Raw genomic sequence first — 23,856 nt, forward strand, 5'->3', positions numbered from 1 at the left:
ATGACAGCTGACGAGCATCAGGCCCCTGGAGCGGGTACGAGAGAGTCGCGCACGATAAGCTCGCCGGGAAAAGTTTGCTGATAATTAAACTCGCCGCCGTCGAGCATAAAAATCAGGCGGCTGATGGTTTCTTTAATCATCTCCGTCACCGGAATTTTGACGCTGGACAGGGAGGGAATAAGATACGGCGCAAACGCGGTATCATCGAAACCCAGTACCGACACCTGCTCCGGCACGCGGACGCCCTGCTGGTGCAGCTGCTTAATCGCGCCGGTTGCCATATCGTCATTACTGGCAACCAGCGCGGAAAACGGCACCTGGCGTGCAAGCAGCGTTTCCACCCCCGCAGCGCCGGTCGCAGGCGTCCATTTACCTTCGACAATCAGCGCGTTACGAATAGCAATCCCGTTCTGACTGAGCGCCTCTTTATAGCCGGCAAGACGTTCAGTGCCGGTCGGCGAATCCAGCGAACCGGTGATAAACGCGATATCACGGTGGCCGAGCGCAATGATATGGGAGACGGCGTGAAAACTTGACGCTTTTTGATCGGACCAGACGCAATGGCTACGGTGACGGCGCAGGCGGCGGTTAATCACCATAATCGGCTGGCTATGGCTCTGAATAATGTCATCCATCTCATCCACGCTCAGAAAACGTGGATAGATAATAATCGCATCGCAGCGCAGGTCGAGCAGGTACTGAATCGCCTCGCGCTCCTCGTCGGCGCTGTGTTTACCGTCGGCAAGGATTAACCGGCGTCCCTTATCTTCGGTCATTCGCGCGGCGTGAAACAGCAGTTCGCTAAAATAGACGCCGTGATACAGCGTATTGGTCACCACCAGTCCGATGGTCTGCGTGGATTTGGTTGCCAGGCTGCGCGCCAGTAAATTAGGCCGGTAGCCGCTCTCTTTAATGGCCTGGAAAACGCGATCTTTGGTCTCCTGGCTGACATAGCCGTTGCCTGTCAGCACGCGTGAAACCGTCGCTTTCGACACCCCTGCCCGCTTCGCCACTTCCAGCATCGTCGCCATATCGCCCGTCCCTTTTTATAAGATGTGCCGAGTGTACTTCACCCACTGTAAATTTACAGCGATGGCCAGTGAGCGTCATGCAACTCAAAGCGATCTACATCACAATTCTATAACATAAAAAAATTAGATCTTGCCTGAGAAATGCAAACTCATCACCCTGATGTGGAACCGGTTTCCTATACAAAATTTAATCACTCTTCAACGGCGTTTATGCCGTTTAATGAAAAACAGGACAGAGATCCGATGGCTAAGAACTATGCGCCACTGGCCCGCTCGGTGGTCTCCGCGCTGGGCGGAGCAGATAACATTGCGGCAGTCACCCACTGCATGACGCGCCTGCGTTTTGTAGTCAAAGACGAGACACAAATTGATAGCGCCACCCTGAAAAGTATCAGCGGCGTCCTTGGCGTGGTACGTAACGACAATCAGTGTCAGGTGATTATCGGCAACACCGTGTCGCAGGCGTATCGCGAAGTGGTCAGCCTGCTGCCGCAAAATATGCAGCCGATGGAACCGGTGGGGAAACCGCCGCTAACGCTGCGGCGCATCGGCGCGGGGATCCTCGACGCGCTGATCGGCACCATGTCGCCGCTGATCCCGGCGATCATCGGCGGTTCAATGGTCAAACTGCTGGCGATGATCCTTGAGATGACCGGCGTGCTGACAAAAGGCTCGCCGACGTTAACCATCCTGACGGTCATTGGCGACGGCGCATTCTTCTTCCTGCCGTTGATGGTGGCAGCGTCGGCGGCGGTGAAATTCAAAACCAATATGTCGCTGGCGATTGCTATCGCGGGCGTGCTGGTGCACCCGAGCTTTATCGACCTGATGGCAAAAGCCGCGCAGGGGGAACACGTGGAGTTCGCGCTGATCCCGGTGACGGCGGTGAAATACACCTACACGGTGATCCCGGCGCTGGTAATGACCTGGTGCCTGTCGTATATCGAACGCTGGGTAGATCGCATTACCCCGGCGGTGACCAAAAACTTCCTTAAACCGATGCTGATCGTGCTGATTGCCGCGCCGCTGGCGATCCTGCTTATCGGCCCGATCGGTATCTGGATCGGCAGCGCGATTTCCGCGCTGGTGTACACGGTTCACGATTATCTCGGCTGGCTGTCGGTGGCGATCATGGGCGCGCTGTGGCCGTTACTGGTAATGACCGGGATGCACCGCGTCTTTACGCCGACCATTATTCAGACCATTGCCGAAACCGGGAAAGAAGGCATGGTGATGCCGTCAGAAATTGGTGCCAATCTTTCGCTGGGCGGTTCTTCGCTGGCCGTTGCCTGGAAAACCAAAAATCCGGAACTGCGGCAGACGGCGCTGGCCGCGGCGGCATCGGCGATTATGGCGGGCATCTCGGAACCCGCGCTGTACGGCGTGGCGATCCGCCTGAAACGCCCGCTGATTGCCAGCCTGATCAGCGGCTTTATCTGCGGCGCGGTGGCGGGTATCGCCGGGCTGGCCAGTCATTCGATGGCCGCGCCGGGGCTATTTACCAGCGTACAATTTTTCGATCCCGCCAGGCCAATGACAATCTTCTGGGTATTCGGCGTGATGGCGCTGGCAGTGGTACTCTCTTTTATTCTGACCCTGGTGCTGGGCTTCGACGATATTCCGGTCGAAGAAGAGGATCGCCAGAAAGCAGCATCTGAAAAAAATCACATTCACAACATGGATACTGAGCGAGGTAATGCATGACATCTCCCTTCCCACACGATTTTTTATGGGGCGGCGCAATGGCCGCCAACCAGTCTGAAGGCGCGTATCTGGAGGGCGGTAAAGGGTTAACCACCGTCGATATGATCCCGCACGGCAAGAACCGCCTGCCCGTTAAGCTCGGGCAGGAGAAGCGCTTTACCCTGCGCGAGGATGAATATTATCCGAGCCATCAGGCGATTGATTTTTATCACCGCTATAAAGAGGACATCGCGCTGATGGCGGAGATGGGCTTTACCGTCTTCCGCACTTCGATTGCCTGGAGCCGTCTCTACCCTAATGGCGACGAACCGATGCCGAATAAAGAAGGTATTGCCTTTTACCGCGCGGTTTTTGAGGAGTGCAAAAAGTACGGCATTGAACCGCTGGTGACGCTGTGCCATTTCGACGTGCCGATGCATCTGGTGACGGAATACGGATCCTGGCGCAACCGCAAGATGGTCGACTTCTTTGCCCGCTATGCGCGCACCTGTTTTGAAGCCTTTAACGGGCTGGTGAAATACTGGCTGACCTTTAATGAAATCAACATCATGCTGCACAGCCCCTTCTCCGGTGCCGGGCTGGTGTTTGAAGAGGGCGATAATCAGGAGCAGGTGAAATATCAGGCCGCCCATCACGAGCTGGTGGCGAGCGCGCTGGCGACCAAAATCGCCCATGAAATTAATCCGCACAACCAGGTCGGCTGCATGCTGGCGGGCGGTAATTTCTATCCCTACTCCTGCAAGCCGGAAGATGTGTGGATGGCGCTGGAAAAAGACCGGGAAAATCTGTTCTTTATCGACGTGCAGGCGCGCGGTGCTTATCCCGCCTATGCGGCCCGCGTATTCCGGGAGAAAGGGATTGCGATTGTCAAAGAGGTGGGCGACGACGAGATCCTGAAAAACACCGTGGATTTTGTCTCCTTCAGCTATTATGCCTCGCGCTGCGCGTCGGCGGAGATGAACGCGCAGAACACTAATGCGGCAAATATCGTCAAATCGCTGCGCAATCCGCATATTCAGGTGAGCGAATGGGGATGGGGCATCGATCCGCTCGGCCTGCGCATCACCATGAATATGATGTATGACCGTTACCAGAAACCGCTTTTTTTAGTCGAAAACGGCCTTGGCGCGCACGATAAAATCAATGCCGAGGGCGAGATCGAAGATGATTACCGCATCAGCTACCTGCGCGAACACATCCGCGCAATGGGCGAGGCCATTGCAGACGGCGTACCGGTTATCGGCTACACCACCTGGGGCTGTATCGACCTGGTAGCGGCCTCCACCGGCGAAATGAGCAAACGTTACGGCTTCGTTTATGTCGACCGCGACGACGCGGGTCACGGCACGCTGGATCGCAAACGCAAGAAATCGTTCTGGTGGTATAAGAAAGTGATTGCCAGCAACGGGGCGGATTTGGATTGATGGCGTTGCCCGGTGGCGCAATGCTGCCGGGCAGGAAACCCATAGCGGCGTTGTAATGCCGGATGGCGGCTTCGCCTTATCCGGCCTACAAATGATTACATCGACCGTAGGCCCGGTAAGCGCAGCGCCACCGGGCATTATACCGCCGACTCAGAGCTGGGCGAAACCACCCTCACCCTGCCAGTCGGCCAACCGGGCATAAACGGTTTCTACCGCGTCCTTGATCGGCTGGGTCATCGGGTAATAAAACCCAACAATATCCGGCTGAATGCCGAGAAAAATCACCTCGCCCACATCCTCTTTCAGCTGATCGATCAGATAGTTGAGCGGCATATTGTGGGTGGTCATCATAAACATTTCGGCGATGTCGTCCGGGTCGATAATGCGGATTTCACCAGGGTTGAGCCCCATGTCGGTGGCATCGACAATCAGCAGGCGTTGCGGGCGCAGTTCGCGGATGGCGACAATATCATTTTCCGGCGCGCTGCCGCCGTCGATAACAACCCAGTCGCCCTGCGGATTAGCGGCACACATTTCCGCCAGCAGCGGCCCCGCGCCGTCGTCGCCCATCATACTGTTGCCGACACACAATAAAACGTCAGTCACGATGTCTCCTCACCATCAGATAGATGGCGCTTTCCTGATGAATATCATGCAGCATGCTGAGCATCAGTTTGCTCCATTCCTGCTGCTGCGGCGTTTGCATCGCGAGCGCATTGTCGAACGCGTGCGCCAGCATCTGAATATGGTTAAAATCGATGACGATCTCACCGTATTTCGGCACGCCTTCCATTTTGCGCCTCGCCTCGCTGCCCGCTTCCAGGGTGCCGATCCACGCCAGATAATCATTCCACGGGCAGGTCAGGGCCGCCTCCAGACAATCGATCACGCCGAGGTGGTGACCAATCGCCAGGCTGTAATAGACCACCTGCTGCGCCTCGGCGGGCGTTGCATCGTTCTCGTCAATAAATTTACGGCTCAGCTGACTGAACACCACCGTTTCGCTCATCGGATACGCGCCTCTTCAACAACCTGATTCAGTTGGGTAACGATCTCGGTGAGACGAGGATCGTTTTCCACTTCCAGCCAGCGCGATACCTGGTGTTCGCCCTGGCCGACCAGGCGCAGATAATCGTCGGCGATCTGGCGGCCGTAGCGGTAGCCCGCCAGACGACGCGCGGCGCGATCAACCTTGACGCGCAGTGGCTGAACGATATCCGGATGCAAAATTTCAGCAGGCTGCTCATCGAGTTCACCCGGTGCGTGGGCGTGGATTTTTTGCTCCAGCAGGCCGAGCGCCATCGCGAAGCCGTACAGCGTGGCGGCAGGCGTCGGCGGGCAGCCGGGAATATAAACGTCCACCGGCACGATTTTGTCAGTGCCGCCCCAGACGCAGTACAGGTCGTGGAAGATACCGCCGCTGTTGCCGCAGGCCCCGTAGGAAATACAAATTTTCGGGTCCGGCGCGGACTGCCAGGCGCGCAGCGCGGGGGAACGCATGGCGCGGGTCACGGCACCGGTGAACAGCAGGATATCGGCGTGGCGCGGCGAGGGGACCACTTTGATACCAAAGCGTTCGGCATCGAACAGCGGCGAAATAGAGGCGAAAATCTCAATTTCGCAGCCGTTACAGCCGCCGCAGTCCACGCGATAAACGTAGGCTGAACGCTTGATGTTTTTCAGCAGCGAGGTTTTCATGCTGGCGATGGATTCATCTACCGTCATCGGCACAGGAATGCCGTTGGCGTCACGCGGGCCTAATAAATTGCTCATCAGCTGGCCTCTTTCATATGGCGAGTCAGTTCAATACGGTCGGACGGCACCAGACATTTCTGGCGCTTGCATTCCGGGCAGGTCTCAAAGCTGTCGCGGTGTTGTTCCGCGCGGCTGTTACCGTTGTGCGCAAGCAGCGCAATGGCGTAGTCGATCTCTTTCTGAACCGCAAAAGGACGGTTGCAGACGCGGCAGCTGCACAGCGCGAAGCGGGACTGCTGAAGGAAATCGTCTTTTTTCCACACCGCCAGTTCGTACTCCTGGGAGAGGGTGATCGCCGCCGTCGGGCACACTTCTTCACAGCGGGCGCAGAAGATGCAGCGCCCGAGGTTGAATTGCCACGCCAGTTCGCCGGTCGCGAGATCGGTTTCCACCGTCAGCGCATTCGACGGGCAGGCATTAACGCAGGCCGCGCAGCCGATGCACTGCTGCGGATTATGCTCCGGCTTGCCGCGAAAATTAGGATCGACGGCAATCGGCTCCAGCGGATAAGAGGACGTCGCTGTGCCGGTTTTGAGGACTTTTTTGATAAAGGTAAACATGGCGATTCCTTATTTCAGCGGCGAGTTTTTACGCTCAATGCTGTAACGCTCAAGTTCTTTGTACGGCACCACTTTGCTCTTCTTCTTGCGCACGTCGACCACGGTCATGCGGTCGGTACAGGAGTAGCAGGGATCGAGACTGCCGATAATCAGCGGGGCGTCGGAGACGGTGTTGCCGCGCAGCATATAACGCAGGGTCGGCCAGTTAGCATAGGTGGCCGCCCGGCAGCGCCAGCGGTACAGTTTCTGGTTGTCGCCGGTCATGCTCCAGTGGATGTCATCGCCGCGCGGCGCTTCGGCAAAACCGAGGGCAAAGCGGTTGGGAATATAGGTAAAGCCCTCGACCGCCAGCGGACCGCCCGGCAGGTTATCGAGGCCATAGTCGATCATATTCAGCGCGGTAAATACCTCGTTGATACGCACTTTCAGGCGTGAAATAACGTCGCAGCCCTGCTCGCTATGCACTTCCATCGGCAGCAGACCGTAACCGACAAACGGATGATCGGCGCGGGTATCGCGAGCGTGGCCGCTGGCGCGCACCATCGGACCGACGTTGCTGAAATCGCGGGCGATCTCCGGGTCAAGGCGGCCCACGCCAACGGTGCGTTGTTCCATGTTCGGCGTGCTGAGCAGTACATCGACCAGCTCTTTCACCTCACGTCGCATCTGTTGCGCGAGCTGGCGGGTCTGGATCATATCGTCCTTCAGCAGATCGCGACGAATGCCGCCGATCAGGTTCAGGCCGTAGGTTTTACGCGCCCCGGTCAGGATCTCCGCCATTTTCATCGACGCTTCGCGCACGCGGAAGAACTGCATAAAGCCGGAGTCAAAGCCGGTAAAGTGGCAGGCGAGACCGAGGTTCAGCAGATGCGAGTGCAGACGCTCCACTTCTAACAGAATGGCGCGGATCATCTGCGCGCGTTCCGGTACCACGATGCCCATCGCATTCTCAACGGAGGTGGTGTACGCCGTGCTGTGCGCAAAGCCGCAGATGCCGCACACGCGGTCCGACAGGAAAGTGACTTCGTTATAGCCCATCCGGGTTTCCGCCAGCTTTTCCATACCGCGATGGACGTAGAAAAGGCGGTAATCGGCATCAATAATATTTTCACCGTCAACGAACAGGCGGAAGTGACCCGGTTCATCGGAGGTGACGTGCAGCGGGCCAATCGGCACCACGTTGTTTTTCTTGTCGCCCAGCTCGTTGATGAACTGATAGGTTTCGGCATCGGTAGTCGGCGCGGGACGCTGACGATAATCCATGCTGTCTTTACGCAGCGGATAGAGATCGTCCGGCCAGTCGTCCGGCAGCACCAGGCGACGCTCGTCCGGCAGGCCAACCGGGATCAGACCGTACATATCGCGCACTTCACGCTCGCCCCAGACGGCGGCGGGAACGCGCGGCGTGACGGAGGGGAACTCCAGCGTGCTGGCGTCAACGTCAACGCGCACGGTGATCCAGCATTTCGTCCCCTGCTCCATCGACATCACGTAATAGACGGCGTAATTGCCGCACAGCGGACGCTCATCGTTGCCAAACAGCACCGACAGCCAGCCGCCCTGTTTGTAATACAGAAACTCGACCACTTCCGGCAGATAGTTCACCTTCACGGTGACCGTAATTTGGTCTTTGGTCTGCCACGCTTCGTCCAGCACCACGCCGGGAAAAGCCTCGTGCAGCGCGGCGAGATAATGTTGACCGATTTTTTGTTCAGACATAAATAAACTCTCTTAAAACGCCGCCAGCAGGGAGACGAAAGCTAAAAAGGCAAAACCAAACCCGGCCCAGGTAATGCGCCCGGTGATGTCCAGACGCAGACGCGCCATGCTGTTTTCAAAGAGCGCGATAACCAGCACGCCGACGATGACCTTAACCACAGCAACTACAATCGCCAGCAGCAGACCGCCCGCGCTGAAGCTGGTCATTTGTCCCCACGGGATAAACACGCCGACAAACATTTGCAGTACCACCAGCTGTTTCAGGCTAATGGCCCACTTGATCACCCCGAAACCGCTGCCGCTGTACTCCGACAGCGGGCCTTCCTGTAGCTCCTGCTCCGCTTCCGCGAGGTCAAAGGGCAGTTTGCCCATTTCGATAAAGGTGGCGAACGCGCAGGCGCACAGCGCGAGGATCAGCGGAATACTGCGCGCGGCAGGCCAGTGGTAAATGGTGTCGGTGATGCTGCTGATGTGCGTCGAACCTGCCACCTGCGCCGCGACCCACAGACCGAGCAGCAGAATCGGCTCCACCAGCACGCCGAGGATCGCTTCACGGCTCGCGCCGATGGCGGTAAACGGACTGCCGGTATCGAGGCCGGAAATGGCGAAGAAGAAACGCGCCACCGCGAACAGGTAGATAAGGGTGATCAGATCGCCCAGCTGCGGCAGCGGGGAGGCGACCGTCACCACCGGCAGCGCGGCGGCGATGGTCAGCATCACGCCTGCCATCACAAACGGTGTGGCGCGGAATACCCAGCCGGAGGCGGCAGGAGCGACGCTCTGACGGCCCAGCAGTTTGATGATGTCGCGGTACTCCTGAAGCACATCAGGCCCGCGGCGGTTATGCATCCGGGCGCGCGCCACGCGGGTGATGCCGGAGAGCAGCGGCGCGAAGGCGAACAGCGCCAGCGCCTGAAGTAAAGCAAGAACATAGGTCATTTTCAGGCTCCTCGCGTAACCACAACGACGACCAGCACCGCCAGCTCAACCAGCGCAATGCGGCGGAACAGAACAGCGGTGCAGTCGCACTGCCAGCCGGGAATAAAGCGCACCGGATTCAGCCATTTACGCAGCTTAAGCACCGGCGCAAACGCTTCTTTCACCGGCATGGCAAAGCCGTGGGCGGTAATCACCATTGACTGCTCGTGATCGTAACCGCACACCCAGGCCGGACCGCGTGAACGGTTCGCCAGGCGATCGCGTTTGAAAATCAGCATGATGATGAACGGCAGCAGCGGACAGGCGATCAGTAGCAGGGCTATCATCGGCTGTGAAACCACCGAGGTTGCAGGTTCGGCGTTCAACCGGAAGAGATTTCCGATGAGCGGCAGCAGCCACGGCGCGGCTACCCCACCCACAATGCAGCACATCGCCGCCAGCACCACGCTGAGCGTCATCAGCCACGGTGCGGCGGTCGCATTTTCGGCTTCCTTCGTGCGCGGCGCGCCGAGGAAAGTGACGCCGTAAACTTTTGCCATACACATCACGGCTAACGCGCCGGTGATCGCCAGGCCTACCGCCAGCAACGGCCCCAGCAGGCGACCAATAAAGACGTCGCTGCCGCTGAGTTTGAAGAAGGATTGATAAATGACCCATTCGCCGGCAAAGCCGTTCAACGGCGGCAGCGCGGCCATCGCCATCAGTCCCACCAGCATCGCCAGCGAAATCAGCGGCATTTTTTTGCCGATACCGCCAAGTTTTTCGATGTCGCGATGACCGGTGCGGAACCATACCGCGCCCGCGCCGAGGAACAGCGTGGTTTTGAACAGGCTGTGGTTCACCAGGTGATAGAGTCCGCCGGTAAACCCCAGCACCGTCATCAGCGGTGAGCGTAGTGCTATTCCCGTCACGCCAACCCCAAAACCGAGCAGAATAATGCCGATATTTTCCAGGGTATGATATGCCAGCAGGCGCTGGATATTGTGCTCCATCAGCGCATACAGGCCGCCGACAAACGCCGTCAGCATGCCCAGAACAAGCAGCGCGACGCCCCACCACAGCGGTACATTGATTTCCAGCGTTGAAAATACCAGTATCCCGAACAGGCCTACTTTCATCACCACCGTGGAAAACAGAGCCGCCGCGGGTGCGCTGGCATTAGCGTGAGCCTGCGGAACCCAACCGTGTAGCGGGATCACCCCCGCCAGCAGGCCAAATCCAATCACCCCCAGCAGCCAGATATCGCTGCCCAACGGTTGTTGTAAAACGCGCGAGTGAATAAGGCTGAAATTCAGCGAACCATAGCGCTGCCATGCCAGCCAGCAGGCGATCGCCAGCAGGAGAGTACCCAGGCGCCCCAGCACAAACCACAGCTTGCCGGATTGCGTACAGCCAGTAAGAAAGGCGGCGCACAGCGCCATAATTTCTGCCATGACCACCAGCGTCCCCAGATTTTTTGAGGTGACCGCGCATACGGCAGCCGCCATCAGCACATTGATCAGCAAGCCGTTAGATTTCACCTGCGGATGGTGATGCCAGTGAATGTTAAATACGCTGACGAACAGCGCCGATAAGCCAAGCGCCACCAGCCACACGGCGCTTATTCCTGTCAGATGCAGGTTTACGTGGACGACGGGGATGACGATGTCATTCCACACGCCTTCCGCGCCTGCGGATAGCCAGGCGATCAGCGTCATAAACCCGGCCACCGCCGTCATCGCGCTGGCCACCGCGCCGCCGATCCCGGCAATCGCCCCGCTCACCCGTTTCCAGGCGCAAAATACCAGCGCCAGCACCGCGCTGATGACATACCAGAGCACCGCCTGGCTAACTAAAGACGCCGCGTTCATTTCGCCTCCCCGTTCTGCGACTGAAGCAGCGACAGATCGCCGAAGTCGGTATTCATCGTCAGTGCACGCTTACGTTTGCTGGCAAGCGTAATGTCGCGGTTGTTCACCAGCATCAGCGCGTTGGTTGGACAGGTACGTACGCAGGCGGGTCCCTGCTCGTCGAAACTGCACAGATCGCACTTCACGGCAATCGCGCGTACGCCCGGCACCCAGTCCAGCAGCGTACTGACGCGCGCTGGCGCGGGAGGCGCTGGCGGCGCTTTCGACGTATTGGCATTAGCCGGAATATGCAGCGGTCGGCTGCCGGAAAATTCAATCGCGCCAAACGGACAGGCGATGCCGCACAGTTTGCAGCTTACGCACAGGCTCTCATTCAGCTGTACCGCACCGTCGACACGCGTAATAGCGTTGACCGGACAAACTCCGGCGCACGGCGCGTCTTCACAGTGGTGGCACATCTGCGGAGCAGATTCTTTTTCATTACGCATCACTCGCAGGCGCGGCATGGCTTGCAGACCGTGCTGCCGATGCGTTTCTGCACAAGCTGCCTCACAGGTGCGGCAGCCGATGCAGACGGTGGAGTCAGCAATTACAAAACGATTCACCAGGCATTCCTCAGGTGATAGTCATTTTTGACGAAAACATGCCGACAGGTGTCATTCTCGTCACCTGTCGGCATGCGCAACTTCAGGCCAGCGTGGCCTGTCCCTGTTTGCTCACCAGCTGGCGCAAATCAACAGGAAGATCGTTTTCTACCGCAGCGTACAGGCCGTCATAAACAGCGGCGATTTTGTCCAGATAGTGTTCAAGCACTTGCTCACGATCCCGGCTATCAATGCGGCCGTCTACTTTGCCGTCGCTGCTCAATTCAGCCTGTGCAATCAACTGCTTATCATCACCATCCTTCGTTTCAACGTAGTATTCGATGGTGTGACTGTTAAAGCCGGAGGCTAAAGTGACGTAAATCGTGAAGTGCTCGAACAGCACAAAACAGAGATCTTTTTCCGGCGCGCAGCTCATCGCGTGATGCAGGCGGGCTTTGGACAATGTCAGCCCCTGAACCAAAGCGTTGCAGTAGTTACGCCACTGATCCTGCTGGCGGCGGTGTCGATCAGCGATGTAATCGGCCTTCTCGCTAATTTCCCAAATAGTCATGTCAGGTTACCCGGTTAAAAGAGACCAGCCTGATAAGCACTTTCCATGCCAGTTTTTAAGCTAATGATTTATATACTTTTTTATAGATGCCTTCGATATATTGACATGTCATTTCGTCATCTCGACATCGTCACCGACAGAGGGCGGTAATGGATTTTCCGTAACTGGCACTGTTATTGCATTAGCAGGCCATCTTGTACGGGAGGCGCTATGCACGAAATCACCCTCTGCCAGCGGGCGCTGGAAATTATTGAACAGCAGGCCGCGTCGCACGGCGCAAAACGCGTTACCGGCGTCTGGCTCAAAGTAGGCGCATTTTCCTGCGTGGAACCTGCCGCTCTCACCTTTTGTTTTGATCTGGTCTGCCGCGGCACGCTGGCGGAAGGCTGTAAACTGCACGTTGAAGAACAACAGGCGGAATGCTGGTGCGAACGCTGCCAGCAGTATGTACATCTGGTGTCGCAGCACGTTCGCCGCTGCCCGCAGTGTCAGAGCGACACGTTGCGCATCGTTGCCGACGATGGCTTGCAGATCCAGCGCCTCGAAATCGATCAGGAGTAAATTATGTGTACGACATGCGGTTGTGGTGAAGGCAACCTTTATATAGAGGGCGACGAACATAACCCGCACTCTGCGTTTCGCAGCGCGCCCTTTGCGCCCGCGTCTCGCCCGACGTTAACCATTACCGGTATCAAAACGCCGGATTTTCAGCCGCAACGGTCGCCAGGGGGAGATTTACATTACGGCCACGGCGAGGCTGGCACCCACGCGCCCGGTATCAGCCAGCGGCGCATGCTGGAAGTGGAAATTAACGTGCTGGATAAAAATAACCGGCTTGCCGCACGAAACCGCGCCCGCTTTGCCGAACAGCAGCAGCTGGTGCTGAATCTGGTCTCCAGCCCTGGCTCTGGTAAAACGACGCTACTGACCGAAACCCTGCTGCGCCTGAAGGATCGGGTCTCCTGCGCGGTGATCGAAGGCGATCAGCAAACGGTTAACGATGCCGCCCGCATCCGCGCCACTGGCACTCCCGCTATTCAGGTGAATACCGGCAAAGGCTGTCACCTTGACGCGCAGATGATCGCCGACGCCGCGCCGCGCCTGCCGCTGGAGAAAGGCGGCATTCTGTTTATCGAAAACGTCGGCAACCTGGTCTGCCCGGCCAGCTTTGATCTCGGCGAGCGCTGTAAAGTCGCCGTGCTGTCAGTCACCGAAGGTGAAGACAAGCCCCTGAAGTACCCGCATATGTTCGCCGCGGCCTCGTTAATGCTGCTCAACAAGGTGGATTTATTGCCATACCTGAATTTTGACGTCGGGAAATGCATTGCCGCCGCACGTGAAGTGAATCCCGCCATTGAGATTATGCTCATTTCCGCCACCAGCGGCGAAGGCATGGAAAACTGGCTTAACTGGCTGGAGGCGCAGCGATGTGCATAGGCGTTCCCGGACAAATTCGCGCCATTGACGGCAACCAGGCAAAGGTCGAAGTCTGCGGCGTACAGCGCGATGTGGACCTGACGCTGGTAGGCAGCCACGACGAACAGGGCCAGTCGCGTATTGGCCAATGGGTGCTGGTCCACGTCGGCTTTGCGATGAGTATTATTGACGAAGCGGAAGCACGCGACACTCTGGAAGCGCTGCAAAATATGTTTGAGGTCGAGCCGGACGTCGGCGCGCTGCTGTACGGCGAGGAGCAATAATGCGTTTCGTTGATGAATACCGCGCGCCGGAGCAGGTGATGCAGCTTATCGCCCATTTGCGCCTGCGGGCGGCGCATCTTAACTATACCGCCGCGCGGCCGCTGCGCATTATGGAGGTCTGCGGCGGTCATACCCACGCCATTTTTAAATTTGGTCTCGACCAGTTGCTGCCTGAGAATATTGAATTTATCCACGGCCCCGGCTGTCCGGTGTGTGTCCTGCCCATGGGGCGGATTGACAGCTGCATTGAAATCGCCAGCCGTCCGGAGGTCATTTTTTGCACCTTCGGCGACGCCATGCGCGTACCGGGCAAAAACGGTTCGCTGATGCAGGCTAAAGCGCGCGGCGCGGATGTTCGCATTGTCTATTCGCCGATGGATGCGCTGAAACTGGCGCAGGAGAATTCAACTCGCAAGGTGGTCTTCTTCGGGCTGGGATTTGAAACCACCATGCCCGCCACGGCGATTACCCTTCAGCAGGCGCTGGCGCGCAACGTCGAGAATTTTTTCTTTTTCTGCCAGCATATTACGTTGATCCCGACCCTGCGCAGCCTGCTTGAGCAGCCTGATAACGGTATTGACGCGTTTCTCGCTCCCGGCCATGTCAGTATGGTGATAGGTACAGAAGCCTACGGTTTTATCGCCGATCGCTATCAGCGTCCGCTGGTAGTGGCTGGTTTCGAACCTCTTGATCTACTGCAAGGCGTTAACATGCTGGTTGAGCAGAAAATAGCAGCCTGCAGTCAGGTAGAAAATCAGTACCGCCGGGTGGTGCCCGATGCGGGCAATCCTCGTGCGCAGGAAGCGATAGCCGGGGTGTTTACCGTCAACGGCGAAAGCGAGTGGCGCGGTCTGGGATTGATTGCCGACTCCGGCGTTCAGCTCACCGCGCCTTACCAGCGTTTTGACGCCGAAGCGCATTTTCGCCCAGCCCCGCAAAAAACCAGCGATGACCCGCGCGCACGCTGCGGAGAAGTCCTGACGGGACGGTGTAAACCGCACCAGTGTCCGCTGTTTGGCAATACCTGTAATCCTCAAAGTGCCTTTGGCGCGCTGATGGTCTCCTCTGAAGGAGCCTGTGCCGCCTGGTACCAGTACCGAAGCCAGGAATGTGAAGTATGAAAACGATCCAGATAGCCCACGGCAGCGGCGGCCAGGCGATGCAGCAGTTAATCAATGACCTGTTTATGCAGGCCTTCGCGAATCCGTGGCTGACGGAGCAGGAAGATCAGGCGCGGCTTAGTCTTGCCCAGTTTACCGCTCAGGGTGACCGGCTGGCCTTTTCCACCGACAGCTACGTAATTGACCCGCTTTTTTTCCCCGGCGGCAATATTGGCAAGCTCGCCGTTTGCGGCACGGCCAACGATGTCGCGGTGAGCGGCGCGATCCCCCGCTTTCTCTCCTGCGGGTTTATTCTCGAAGAGGGGCTGGAGATGGCGACGCTGGAGGCGGTGGTCGCCAGCATGGCGCAGACGGCAAAGGCGGCGGATATCGCCATCGTCACCGGCGATACCAAAGTGGTGCCGCGCGGCGCGGCGGATAAACTGTTTATTAATACGGCGGGCCTCGGCGCGATCCCGGCAGATATCCACTGGGGCGCGCAGACGCTGACGCCGGGCGATGTGCTGCTGGTTAGCGGCACGCTGGGCGATCACGGCGCGACCATTCTGAATCTGCGCGAACAGCTGGGGCTGGACGGTGCGCTTGCCAGCGACTGTGCGGTACTGACGCCGCTCATCCAGACGCTGCGCCATCTTCCTGGCGTGAAAGCGCTGCGCGATGCTACCCGCGGCGGCGTTAACGCCGTAGCGCATGAGTTTGCGGCGGCCTGCGGCTACGGCATCGAACTGCAGGAACAGCATCTGCCGGTGAAAGACGCCGTGCGCGGCGTATGCGAACTGCTGGGGCTGGATCCGCTTAACTTTGCCAACGAAGGTAAACTGGCGATCGCCGTCAGCCGCGACGCTGCGCCACAGGCGCTTGAGCAACTTCAGTCACACCCTCTGGGGCGTGAGGCTGCTATTATTGGGGAAGTTGTTGAACGTAAAGGCGTGCGCCTGACCGGCTTGTACGGCGTTAAACGTACGCTGGATTTACCTCATGCCGAACCGCTACCGCGGATTTGCTGATGTCGGCTCAGAATCTCATTACACTATTTTTATAATTTCTTTCGCGCCGTTTTACCGGCGCTTTGTGGATAAGAGCAATGTCGTATACTCCGATGGGCGATCTCGGACAGCAGGGGCTGTTTGATATCACCCGGACTCTTTTACAGCAGCCCGATCTCGCCGCGCTGAGTGAAACGCTCGCCCAGTTGGCCCGGCAGTCAGCGCTGGCCGATCGCGCGGCGCTGGTCTTGTGGCGCGACGGTAATCATCGCGCCAGATACTATACGACACGGACGTCAGGCGAGCTTCAGGAATATGAAGATGAAACCGTCCTGGCTCACGGTCCGGTACGGCGGTTATTGTCCCGTCCGGAGGCGCTACACTGCGGCTATCAGGAATTCTGCGAAACCTGGCCACAGCTTGCCAGCAAGCTGTATGCGCCGTTTGGTCACTACTGCCTGCTGCCGCTGGCGGCGGAAGGCCGGATCTTCGGCGGCTGCGAGTTTATCCGCAACGACGACCGTCCGTGGACGGAAAAAGAATATTCACGCCTGCACGCGCTGGCGCAGATTGTCGGCGTGGTCGCGGAACAGATCCAAAACCGGGTCAGCAATAACGTCGACTACGACCTGCTTTGCCGGGAGCGTGATAACTATCGTATCCTGGTGGCGATTACCAACGCGGTGCTTTCCCGGCTGGATATGGACGAGCTGGTCAGCGAAGTGGCGAAAGAGATCCACTACTACTTCCGCATTGACGCCATCAGCATCGTGCTGCGCAGCAACCGCAAGGGCAAGCTGAATATCCACTCGACACACTACCTGGACACCAATAATCCCGTTCACGATCAGAGTGAAGTGGATGAAGCGGGCACCCTCTCCGAACGCGTCTTCAGAAGCAAAGAGATGCTGCTGCTGAACCTGCACGAGCGCGACCCGCTGGCGCCCTATGAGCGGATGCTGTTTGAAATGTGGGATAACCAGCTGCAGACGTTATGCCTGCTGCCGCTGATGTCGGGCGACACCATGCTGGGCGTGCTAAAACTGGCGCAGTGTGACGAAAAAGCGTTTACCACCGCCAACCTGAAGCTGCTGCGGCAAATTGCCGAGCGGGTGGCGATTGCGGTAGATAACGCGCTGGCTTATCAGGAGATCCAGCGTCTCAAGGAGCGTCTGGTCGATGAAAACCTCGCCCTGACCGAACAGCTGAACAACGTCGACAGCGATTTTGGCGAAATCATTGGCCGCAGCGAAGCCATGCATAACGTGCTTCGCCAGGTAGAAATGGTGGCGCAGAGCGACAGCACGGTGCTTATCCTCGGCGAAACCGGGACCGGCAAGGAACTTATCGCGCGCGCCATTCATAATCTCAGCGGGCGCAATGCCCGGCGGATGGTAAAAATGAACTGCGCGGCGATGCCCGCCGGGCTGCTGGAAAGCGATCTGTTTGGCCACGAGCGCGGCGCGTTTACCGGGGCCAGCGCCCAGCGTATTGGCCGCTTTGAGCTGGCCGATAAAAGCTCGCTGTTCCTTGACGAAGTGGGCGATATGCCGCTGGAGCTGCAGCCGAAACTGCTGCGCGTTTTGCAGGAGCAAGAGTTTGAGCGCCTCGGCAGCAATAAACTTATTCGCACCGACGTTCGGCTGATCGCCGCCACCAATCGCGATCTTCAGCAGATGGTAGCCGATCGCGAATTTCGTAACGATCTCTACTATCGCCTGAACGTTTTTCCGATCAACCTGCCACCGCTGCGCGAACGCCCGGAAGATATTCCGCTGCTGGTAAAATCGCTCACCTTTAAGACCGCCCGCCGGATGGGGCGCAATATTGACAGCATCCCGGCTGAAACGCTGCGTCTGCTGACCCAGATGGAATGGCCGGGCAACGTGCGCGAGCTGGAAAACGTGATTGAACGTGCGGTGCTGCTGACCCGCGGAAGCGTGCTGCAACTCTCGCTACCAGAACTGAGCATTGCCTCGCCTGCGCAGCCGGAACCGGTTACGGAGACGGCGCTGAACGGCGAGGATGAGTATCAACTGATCCTGCGCGTTCTGAAAGAAACCAACGGCGTCGTCGCCGGGCCGAAAGGCGCGGCGCAGCGGCTGGGCCTGAAGCGAACCACTCTGCTTTCCCGGATGAAACGCCTGGGTATCGATAAAGACGCGCTGGCGTAACGCCACACGCCGATTGAGCGGTGACAGTCGCCTGGCCGCAGGGAACAGATGCCTGATGGCGCTGCGCTTATCAGGCCTGGGATGTCAGGCTTAACCTGTTGATATATGGCTTTTCTGTAGGCCGGGTAAGGCGAAGCCGCCACCCGGCATTACCGCGACATCCGCGTTAATATCGCGCCGTTTTTATCACCTCGCTGCCGCGACCTTACGGCTACTTTTTCGGCTTAACCTTTTCCGGCAGTTCCGGCACCGGACGACGGTCGTCAATCAAATGACGTACCGTCAGGATCGGATGCCGCCACAGCATTCGCGGTCCGGCCCAGCGCATTATCTGCTTCATCTCGTCACGCTTTGCCGGCTGGTAGCAGTGTACCGGGCACTGCTTGCAGGCCGGTTTCTCTTCGCCAAACACGCACTTATCCAGCCGTTTATCGGCATAGGCGTTCAGCGCCTGATAATGAGCCTCATCAGGCAGCGCATCGGGACAACGACGCTGATACAGCGCAATCATCTTGCGGATAGTCAGTTTTTCACGGTCGATACGTTTACCGGACATGGCGGTTGCCCTCTGAAAGATGCATTCATCATACACCTTCAGGTAAGGCGAACCTACACCCCTTAATCGGTACTTTTCCGCCGTAGACGTCCAGGCCGGATAAGACGAAGCCGCCATCCGGCAAAGCGGCACATAACGCAAAATCTGATTGTCAGCCGATGCCACGCAGGCATCGGCTCTGTTTTCAGTCACTCACTCTCTGACCAGCAGAATACACGCCCCGCCCTCAAATGCCGCGAGGTTGATGCGATCGTTCAGATCAACCTCTTCCCCGCTCAGCAGGTTCCGCCAGCGCTGACCCGTAAGGCGCTCAGGCAGCGTAATCGCGGTATCAGCCCAGCGGGCATGGTGTATCAGGCTGTCATGATGCTCGTCAAAAGCCAGCCGGGGGGCAATCACAATCAGCGCATCGTCGTCATTCGCGCGTGCGAAAGCGAGCACGTTCTCTTCCCGTCGGCCAGAAGCTTCCAGCGGCAGATAATCCCCTTCACGGAACAGCGCCGGTTTTTCCTGACGCAAATGCAGCAGCCGGGCCGTGACGTGCTGTTTCAACTGTCCGCTGCGCCAGCTCTCCTCCGTCGGCGCGGCAAAGGGTTCATCCTCCGCCAGTAAGCGCTCAAGTTCGGCAAAATCAGGCTCGCGGCGGTTATCCGGGTCAACCAGGCTAAAGTTCAGCGTTTCGCTTCCCTGATAAATATCCGGTACGCCCGGCGCAGCCAGCTTAACCACGGCCTGAGTGAGGCTGTTGATCAATCCCGCGCGGATAAACGGCTGTAGCGTTTCGGTAAAGTCCTGCAAAAAGGCCTGATTATCTGGCGAGAGCAGATGGCGGGTATACGCCAGTACTGCGTTTTCATATACCTCGTTGCTGTCGCCCCAGTCGGTACGCAGTTTGGCTTCACGCAGCGCTTTTTCGACAAACACCACAAAGCGTTCCTCCAGCGCCTTCAGCCCGGCCTCATCCTGCGGCTGGAGCGTGGGCGGCCAGACGCCCGCCAGCGCCTGAAACAGCATCCACGCGCCGGTCGCCCGTGGAGCAGGACCGTCGTCCAGCAACGCCACTTTATGCTGATTAATTTCACGCCAGCGTTCCACGCATTCCGCCCACAACGCTGGCGCTTCGGTCAGGGCATAAAGACGCGCACGGGCATCTTCGCCGCGTTTGGTATCGTGGGTGGAGGTCGATGAAATGGCATCCGGCTGTCGTTCGAGCCGGGTCTGCATCTCACTATGAAAGCGATGAATTGAAAAGGTGCGCGGCAGCGGTTCTGCGCCAACTTCATTAAGCGCCAGATCCATGTTCTGGCGGAAGAAAAGCGTATCTTCCACCGATTTTGCCATTAGCGGACCGGTGAGCTGCTGAAAACGGGTCCGAAATGCCGCGGCGTCAGCGGAGGCATCGGGTGACAGATCGCCGCTCAGAATGCGGCGCAGGAAATTCAGCGCCTCCGGATGCGGCGCGTGAGCATCCATTCTGATACGGGCAATCACCCGTTGCAGCAGCGCGTCATCGGCGGGCGTTAACCCCTGCTCTGTGCCATAGGTTCGATAGACCGGGAAGGCCACCAGCAATTCACGCAGCGCACCGCGAATAGCCTCTTCCTCGAGCGGCGCATTTTCGGCCCCGGCAAGGTTTACCGCCAGCGTCAGCAGAGTAGTAAACTCCCCGGCAAAATTTCGGTCCGCCATCAGCAATTTGGCATCGCGCAGCTCGGCTTTGAGATCAACCGGCTCACCGACCACCCGATCATAAGCCTGACGCAGGGCAGCAATGTTGCCATCGTCCACCAGCACGTCAGAAAGCGCCGCGATAAACTCGTACCCGGTCGTGCCGGAAATCGGCCAGTCTTCCGGCAGATACTCTCCTTTCCCGAGGATCTTCTCCACCGTGATGTAACACTCCGGCCCGGCTTCCTCACGCAGACGATCCAGATAAGCTTTCGGATCGGCAAGCCCGTCAACGTGATCGACGCGCAGTCCATCCACGGCACCGGAATGCACCAGATCGAGGATCAGCCGGTGGGTATCGTCAAACACCGTTTTGTCTTCCACCCGCACGCCGACCAGACCGGTGATCTCAAAGAAGCGGCGGTATGAGAGATTACTGGCGGCCTCGCGCCAGCAGGTTAGCTGGTAGTGCTGCTGATCGTGCAGTTTTGCAAGGTCATGCGCCTCGCTGAGCGCCAGGATCGCCTCTTCCCTGCCCTGCCAGCTCTGCGGAGCCAGCGGATAAAAACTGTCGTAATAGGCAAACGACGGCGTCAGGGTTTGCGGATCGCGCTTAACGCTTATCTCGCCTTTTGCCGCCGCGTCTTCAAACGTATCACCAAGGAAAGGCAGGGTCAGACGGCGCGACCAGTCGATATCAAAATGCCGCGCATAGCGGCTGTTTTCGCCGTGTTCCACCACGTCGCGCCACCACGGATTTTCCAGCGAGGCCGCCATATGGTTAGGAACAATATCAAGGATCAAGCCAAGGCCCGCACTTTTCAGCGCGCTCACCATGCGATCAAATCCTTCCCGGCCGCCGATAGAGGGTTCAATCTCGCTGGCGTTAGTGACGTCATAGCCGTGCGTGGAATCAGAGGTCGCCGTAAAGATGGGCGAGGCGTACAGGTGACTGATACCGAAGCGCTGTAGATAAGGCACCAGCGCGGCGGCGCGGTCAAACGTCATGCCGTTACGAAACTGAATACGATACGTCGATGTAGGAATGCTCACTGCGTGTCTCCCTGTGCAAGGCGAACAATAACTGCGTTTTGGATGAGGGTTTCGGCTGCTTCAGGCAGCGCAAAAAGCGTGTTACCGGGCAGGTCAGGCAGCGGCTGCGGATCTTCGCCGATATTCAGCGCGATAGATAACGTCCCGGCCGGGAAGCGCCAGCTTACGGCGAGGAAACCTTCCGCCGTCGCGACGATCTTACCGCTATGTCCGCCAGCGTCCGCCAGCAGCGGCACGATATAATCCCGGCGCAGCGTCAGCAGCGTTTTGCATAACGCCAGCCAGCGTTGTCCTTCCTCAGTGTCCACTTTCTGCCAGTTCAGTTTTGATCGCAGAAAGGTTTTTTCGTCGTTGGGATCGGGGACGCTACCGTCTTCATGCCCGGCATGCCCCTCAAACTCCTGCGCCCGCCCTTCGCGTACCGCGCGGGCCAGATCGCCGTGGAAATCGGTAAAGAACAGGAAAGGGTTCGTTTCGCCGTACTCTTCGCCCATAAACATCAGCGGAATGTGCGGAGACAATAAAAGCGTCGCCAGCAGGGCTTTAGTCCGTTCAGCGCCAGCCAGTGCAATCAGCCTCTCCCCCTGCGCACGGTTGCCGACCTGATCGTGGTTCTGGATAAAGTCCACAAAGGCCATCGGCGGCTGTCCGCGGCTGTCCACGCCGCGCGTTTCACCGGATTGCGCAGAGATCTCGCCCTGATAAGCAAACCCCTCGGCCAGAATGCGGGCCACGTGTTTTTCCGGATGGTCAGCGAAATCCTGATAATAGGCATGCGTTTCACCGGTCGCGAAGACGTGGATGGCATTGTGAAAGTCGTCGTTCCATTCTCCGGTGAACAGCGGTGCCGAACCGTCTGCCTCCCGCGGATGAAGAAAAATCACGTTGCGGCTGTCTTCCGTGGTCAGATGAATGGGCCGCTGAGTAATGTCAGTGCGGATACGCCCGGCAATTTCAAGCAGAATGTGTTGATTCGCGCTGTCTTTAATCTGATCGATAGCGTCAAAGCGCAGGCCGTCGAGGTTGAAGGCGGTTAACCAGTACAGCGGCGCGTCGGTGATATAGCGGCGAACGGCATCAACATCGTAAGCAATGCCCGCGCCCCACGGCGTCATCCGCTCCTTATGGAAAAAATCAGGCGACAGCCGCGGCAGGTAATTGCCCTCCGGGCCAAAATGGTTGAGCACAATATCCAGCACTACCGAAAGGCCGTGCCCGTGCGCCGCGTCGACAAACGCCCGGAAATCATCCGGCGTACCGTAAGCAGAATGCGTCGCATAAAGCAGCACGCCGTCATATCCCCAGCCGCGATTGCCGCCAAACTGCGAGACCGGCATCACTTCAAGCATGGTAATGCCAAGGCTGGCCAGCTCGGGGAGTCTGGCGATGGCGGCCTGGAACGTGCCTTCTGGCGTAAAAGTACCGATATGCAGTTCATAGACCACCGTTTCTTCCCACGGTCGTCCGGCCCACTCGGGGTGTTGCCATGCATAGCCACTGGAATCAACCACCAGCGAAGGACCGTTAACGCCATCCTTCTGCGCCCTGGACGCCGGGTCCGCGATTACGGTGCCGTCACTGAGGACAAATTGATACTCCGCGCCCGGAGCCACGCCGCTCACGTCACAGGTAAACCAGCCGTCGCCAACCGGCGTCATCACCGTATCCTGCCCCGCCAGCCGCAGCGAGATGGTGTCATGCGCAGTAGCCCAGAGGCGAAATCGAACTCTATCCGGAGCGACAAACTCAGCTCCCCAACTTTCAGAAAAAGATCTGGACGCCATTCAAAAGCCTCATTTAATTCGCAGGTGAGCATGGACGATATCGCATCAATCATAGTTCAAATGTGCGCATCGGGCGGGCGGATAGCGTATTCAGGCTGGAGAGGTACCGGGCACTTTTTATCAGGGCGAGAATAGAGAAGTTATGATGAATAACAAAAATACAGGTCTGGCGAAAGATCTGGCACCTGAACCAGGGGAAGCGTGGATAAGGTTATACGATGTGTCAGATAGCGCGCAGGGTTAAATTGCCTCCGCGAGAGCGGAGGCGTTATTCAGCATTTAATGCTTTCGGTCATTTGAGCAACAGGCCAGCCCATTCAGCAACCAGCTTTCGGACGTGGCGGTGGCGGCAAATCTGGCGTCCAAATGTCCCTCGCTGCGTTGAGATGCGATATAGGTTTTCACGTCAGCGATAGCCATATTATATGCCTCCAGTCGCCCCTGATTTTCCGGCCTGTCACGTGCATCGGTTAATGCCTGTAAAAGCGCCACGAAGGTGACTTCCTCATCAGCCTCAAGCAGACTCATTACTGCCTCACCGATAAGCAAGTCTGAAAGCATCTCTTTTTGACTTTTGCTCATGGTTATCTCCTTTTCGCCCGGCGGCGTCTGGAAATCTGTATAAATATACCGATTATAAAAATTGCCATCTTCAATACTGGCAAGCGATAAACAGA

22 protein-coding genes are annotated in these 23,856 nt (G+C 57.9%); 8 read left to right on the forward strand and 14 right to left on the reverse strand.

Going from position 1 to position 23,856, the window contains the following annotated elements:
- Window positions 1-17: 17 nt before the first annotated feature.
- A complete protein-coding gene (locus tag P0H77_RS16865; protein WP_276158453.1) occupies window positions 18-1,031 on the reverse strand; it encodes a LacI family DNA-binding transcriptional regulator in 1,014 nt (337 codons plus the stop codon).
- 243 nt (window positions 1,032-1,274) lie between these two features.
- Between P0H77_RS16865 and ascF the strand changes: the two genes are divergently transcribed.
- Together ascF and P0H77_RS16875 are read left to right on the forward strand one after the other, a co-directional pair.
- Window positions 1,275-2,735, forward strand: a complete 1,461-nt coding sequence (gene ascF / locus P0H77_RS16870; RefSeq protein WP_276158454.1) for a PTS cellobiose/arbutin/salicin transporter subunit IIBC — start codon at window positions 1,275-1,277, stop codon at window positions 2,733-2,735.
- A complete protein-coding gene (locus P0H77_RS16875; RefSeq protein ID WP_276158455.1) occupies window positions 2,732-4,159 on the forward strand; it encodes a 6-phospho-beta-glucosidase in 1,428 nt (475 codons plus the stop codon). Before ascF ends, P0H77_RS16875 begins: the two co-directional genes overlap by 4 nt.
- 150 nt (window positions 4,160-4,309) lie before the next feature.
- On the opposite strand, the gene hycI is transcribed toward P0H77_RS16875, so the two are convergent.
- The 9 genes from hycI to hycA all read right to left on the reverse strand — a co-directional run bounded on the left by hycI (window position 4,310) and on the right by hycA (window position 12,137).
- On the reverse strand, window positions 4,310-4,765 hold the full coding sequence (hycI, locus tag P0H77_RS16880; protein WP_276158456.1) for a hydrogenase maturation peptidase HycI: 456 nt from the start codon (window positions 4,763-4,765) through the stop codon (window positions 4,310-4,312).
- A complete protein-coding gene (locus P0H77_RS16885) occupies window positions 4,758-5,168 on the reverse strand; it encodes a formate hydrogenlyase maturation HycH family protein (RefSeq protein ID WP_276158457.1) in 411 nt (136 codons plus the stop codon). The genes hycI and P0H77_RS16885 overlap by 8 nt, the downstream gene beginning before the upstream one ends.
- A complete protein-coding gene (locus P0H77_RS16890) occupies window positions 5,165-5,932 on the reverse strand; it encodes an NADH-quinone oxidoreductase subunit B family protein (RefSeq protein WP_276158458.1) in 768 nt (255 codons plus the stop codon). Before P0H77_RS16890 ends, P0H77_RS16885 begins: the two co-directional genes overlap by 4 nt.
- Entirely contained in the window at window positions 5,932-6,474 is a 543-nt protein-coding gene (locus P0H77_RS16895) for a formate hydrogenlyase complex iron-sulfur subunit (RefSeq protein ID WP_276158459.1), read from the reverse strand. The genes P0H77_RS16890 and P0H77_RS16895 overlap by 1 nt, the downstream gene beginning before the upstream one ends.
- A gap of 9 nt (window positions 6,475-6,483) precedes the next feature.
- Complete coding sequence (hycE, locus tag P0H77_RS16900) at window positions 6,484-8,193, reverse strand: formate hydrogenlyase subunit HycE (RefSeq protein WP_276158460.1); 1,710 nt, start codon at window positions 8,191-8,193, stop codon at window positions 6,484-6,486.
- Between the two features lie 12 nt (window positions 8,194-8,205).
- Entirely contained in the window at window positions 8,206-9,132 is a 927-nt protein-coding gene (locus P0H77_RS16905; RefSeq protein ID WP_176919301.1) for a respiratory chain complex I subunit 1 family protein, read from the reverse strand.
- Between the two features lie 2 nt (window positions 9,133-9,134).
- Window positions 9,135-10,982, reverse strand: coding sequence for a formate hydrogenlyase subunit 3 (hycC, locus tag P0H77_RS16910; RefSeq protein WP_276158461.1), 1,848 nt, complete (start codon window positions 10,980-10,982; stop codon window positions 9,135-9,137).
- Window positions 10,979-11,587 (reverse strand): 4Fe-4S dicluster domain-containing protein, encoded by a 609-nt coding sequence (locus P0H77_RS16915; protein ID WP_276158462.1) that lies wholly within the window; start codon window positions 11,585-11,587, stop codon window positions 10,979-10,981. The genes hycC and P0H77_RS16915 overlap by 4 nt, the downstream gene beginning before the upstream one ends.
- An 82-nt stretch (window positions 11,588-11,669) precedes the next feature.
- Complete coding sequence (gene hycA, locus P0H77_RS16920; protein WP_276158463.1) at window positions 11,670-12,137, reverse strand: formate hydrogenlyase regulator HycA; 468 nt, start codon at window positions 12,135-12,137, stop codon at window positions 11,670-11,672.
- 210 nt (window positions 12,138-12,347) lie between these two features.
- Between hycA and hypA the strand changes: the two genes are divergently transcribed.
- The 6 genes from hypA (at window position 12,348) to flhA (ending at window position 18,118) form a co-directional block, all read left to right on the forward strand.
- Window positions 12,348-12,698: a hydrogenase maturation nickel metallochaperone HypA gene (hypA, locus tag P0H77_RS16925; protein WP_276158464.1), complete on the forward strand. Its 351-nt coding sequence runs from the start codon at window positions 12,348-12,350 to the stop codon at window positions 12,696-12,698.
- Between the two features lie 3 nt (window positions 12,699-12,701).
- The gene (gene hypB, locus P0H77_RS16930) at window positions 12,702-13,574 is read left to right on the forward strand and encodes a hydrogenase nickel incorporation protein HypB (RefSeq protein ID WP_276158465.1); all 873 of its coding nucleotides are present in this window, start codon (window positions 12,702-12,704) and stop codon (window positions 13,572-13,574) included.
- Window positions 13,565-13,837: a HypC/HybG/HupF family hydrogenase formation chaperone gene (locus P0H77_RS16935; protein ID WP_276158466.1), complete on the forward strand. Its 273-nt coding sequence runs from the start codon at window positions 13,565-13,567 to the stop codon at window positions 13,835-13,837. Before hypB ends, P0H77_RS16935 begins: the two co-directional genes overlap by 10 nt.
- Window positions 13,837-14,958: a hydrogenase formation protein HypD gene (gene hypD / locus P0H77_RS16940; protein ID WP_276158467.1), complete on the forward strand. Its 1,122-nt coding sequence runs from the start codon at window positions 13,837-13,839 to the stop codon at window positions 14,956-14,958. The genes P0H77_RS16935 and hypD overlap by 1 nt, the downstream gene beginning before the upstream one ends.
- Window positions 14,955-15,965, forward strand: coding sequence for a hydrogenase expression/formation protein HypE (hypE, locus tag P0H77_RS16945; RefSeq protein WP_276158468.1), 1,011 nt, complete (start codon window positions 14,955-14,957; stop codon window positions 15,963-15,965). The genes hypD and hypE overlap by 4 nt, the downstream gene beginning before the upstream one ends.
- A gap of 77 nt (window positions 15,966-16,042) precedes the next feature.
- Window positions 16,043-18,118: a formate hydrogenlyase transcriptional activator FlhA gene (gene flhA / locus P0H77_RS16950; RefSeq protein WP_276158469.1), complete on the forward strand. Its 2,076-nt coding sequence runs from the start codon at window positions 16,043-16,045 to the stop codon at window positions 18,116-18,118.
- 211 nt (window positions 18,119-18,329) lie between these two features.
- On the opposite strand, the gene P0H77_RS16955 is transcribed toward flhA, so the two are convergent.
- The 4 genes from P0H77_RS16955 to P0H77_RS16970 all read right to left on the reverse strand — a co-directional run bounded on the left by P0H77_RS16955 (window position 18,330) and on the right by P0H77_RS16970 (window position 23,761).
- Window positions 18,330-18,674 (reverse strand): nitrous oxide-stimulated promoter family protein, encoded by a 345-nt coding sequence (locus P0H77_RS16955; RefSeq protein WP_276165165.1) that lies wholly within the window; start codon window positions 18,672-18,674, stop codon window positions 18,330-18,332.
- 192 nt (window positions 18,675-18,866) lie between these two features.
- A complete protein-coding gene (gene treY / locus P0H77_RS16960) occupies window positions 18,867-21,350 on the reverse strand; it encodes a malto-oligosyltrehalose synthase (RefSeq protein WP_276165166.1) in 2,484 nt (827 codons plus the stop codon).
- Between the two features lie 41 nt (window positions 21,351-21,391).
- Window positions 21,392-23,179, reverse strand: coding sequence for a malto-oligosyltrehalose trehalohydrolase (treZ, locus tag P0H77_RS16965; protein WP_276158470.1), 1,788 nt, complete (start codon window positions 23,177-23,179; stop codon window positions 21,392-21,394).
- 279 nt (window positions 23,180-23,458) lie between these two features.
- Window positions 23,459-23,761, reverse strand: a complete 303-nt coding sequence (locus P0H77_RS16970) for a hypothetical protein (protein WP_276158471.1) — start codon at window positions 23,759-23,761, stop codon at window positions 23,459-23,461.
- Window positions 23,762-23,856: the final 95 nt, after the last annotated feature.

This window comes from Superficieibacter sp. HKU1, from assembly GCF_029319185.1.
In the GTDB taxonomy this organism is placed as follows: Bacteria; Pseudomonadota; Gammaproteobacteria; order Enterobacterales; family Enterobacteriaceae; genus Superficieibacter.

Coding starts and splice junctions, on each gene's coding strand:
- P0H77_RS16935 (WP_276158466.1), top strand. CDS start 13,565: ATGTGCATAGGCGTTCCCGGACAAATTCGCGCCATTGACGGCAACCAG.
- ascF (WP_276158454.1), top strand. CDS start 1,275: ATGGCTAAGAACTATGCGCCACTGGCCCGCTCGGTGGTCTCCGCGCTG.
- P0H77_RS16895 (WP_276158459.1), bottom strand. CDS start 6,474: ATGTTTACCTTTATCAAAAAAGTCCTCAAAACCGGCACAGCGACGTCC.
- P0H77_RS16955 (WP_276165165.1), bottom strand. CDS start 18,674: ATGTCCGGTAAACGTATCGACCGTGAAAAACTGACTATCCGCAAGATG.
- hycE (WP_276158460.1), bottom strand. CDS start 8,193: ATGTCTGAACAAAAAATCGGTCAACATTATCTCGCCGCGCTGCACGAG.
- flhA (WP_276158469.1), top strand. CDS start 16,043: ATGTCGTATACTCCGATGGGCGATCTCGGACAGCAGGGGCTGTTTGAT.
- hypD (WP_276158467.1), top strand. CDS start 13,837: ATGCGTTTCGTTGATGAATACCGCGCGCCGGAGCAGGTGATGCAGCTT.
- P0H77_RS16970 (WP_276158471.1), bottom strand. CDS start 23,761: ATGAGCAAAAGTCAAAAAGAGATGCTTTCAGACTTGCTTATCGGTGAG.
- P0H77_RS16865 (WP_276158453.1), bottom strand. CDS start 1,031: ATGGCGACGATGCTGGAAGTGGCGAAGCGGGCAGGGGTGTCGAAAGCG.
- treZ (WP_276158470.1), bottom strand. CDS start 23,179: ATGGCGTCCAGATCTTTTTCTGAAAGTTGGGGAGCTGAGTTTGTCGCT.
- hycC (WP_276158461.1), bottom strand. CDS start 10,982: ATGAACGCGGCGTCTTTAGTTAGCCAGGCGGTGCTCTGGTATGTCATC.
- hypB (WP_276158465.1), top strand. CDS start 12,702: ATGTGTACGACATGCGGTTGTGGTGAAGGCAACCTTTATATAGAGGGC.
- P0H77_RS16890 (WP_276158458.1), bottom strand. CDS start 5,932: ATGAGCAATTTATTAGGCCCGCGTGACGCCAACGGCATTCCTGTGCCG.
- treY (WP_276165166.1), bottom strand. CDS start 21,350: ATGACGTTTGACCGCGCCGCCGCGCTGGTGCCTTATCTACAGCGCTTC.
- P0H77_RS16885 (WP_276158457.1), bottom strand. CDS start 5,168: ATGAGCGAAACGGTGGTGTTCAGTCAGCTGAGCCGTAAATTTATTGAC.
- P0H77_RS16905 (WP_176919301.1), bottom strand. CDS start 9,132: ATGACCTATGTTCTTGCTTTACTTCAGGCGCTGGCGCTGTTCGCCTTC.
- hypE (WP_276158468.1), top strand. CDS start 14,955: ATGAAAACGATCCAGATAGCCCACGGCAGCGGCGGCCAGGCGATGCAG.
- P0H77_RS16875 (WP_276158455.1), top strand. CDS start 2,732: ATGACATCTCCCTTCCCACACGATTTTTTATGGGGCGGCGCAATGGCC.
- hycA (WP_276158463.1), bottom strand. CDS start 12,137: ATGACTATTTGGGAAATTAGCGAGAAGGCCGATTACATCGCTGATCGA.
- hypA (WP_276158464.1), top strand. CDS start 12,348: ATGCACGAAATCACCCTCTGCCAGCGGGCGCTGGAAATTATTGAACAG.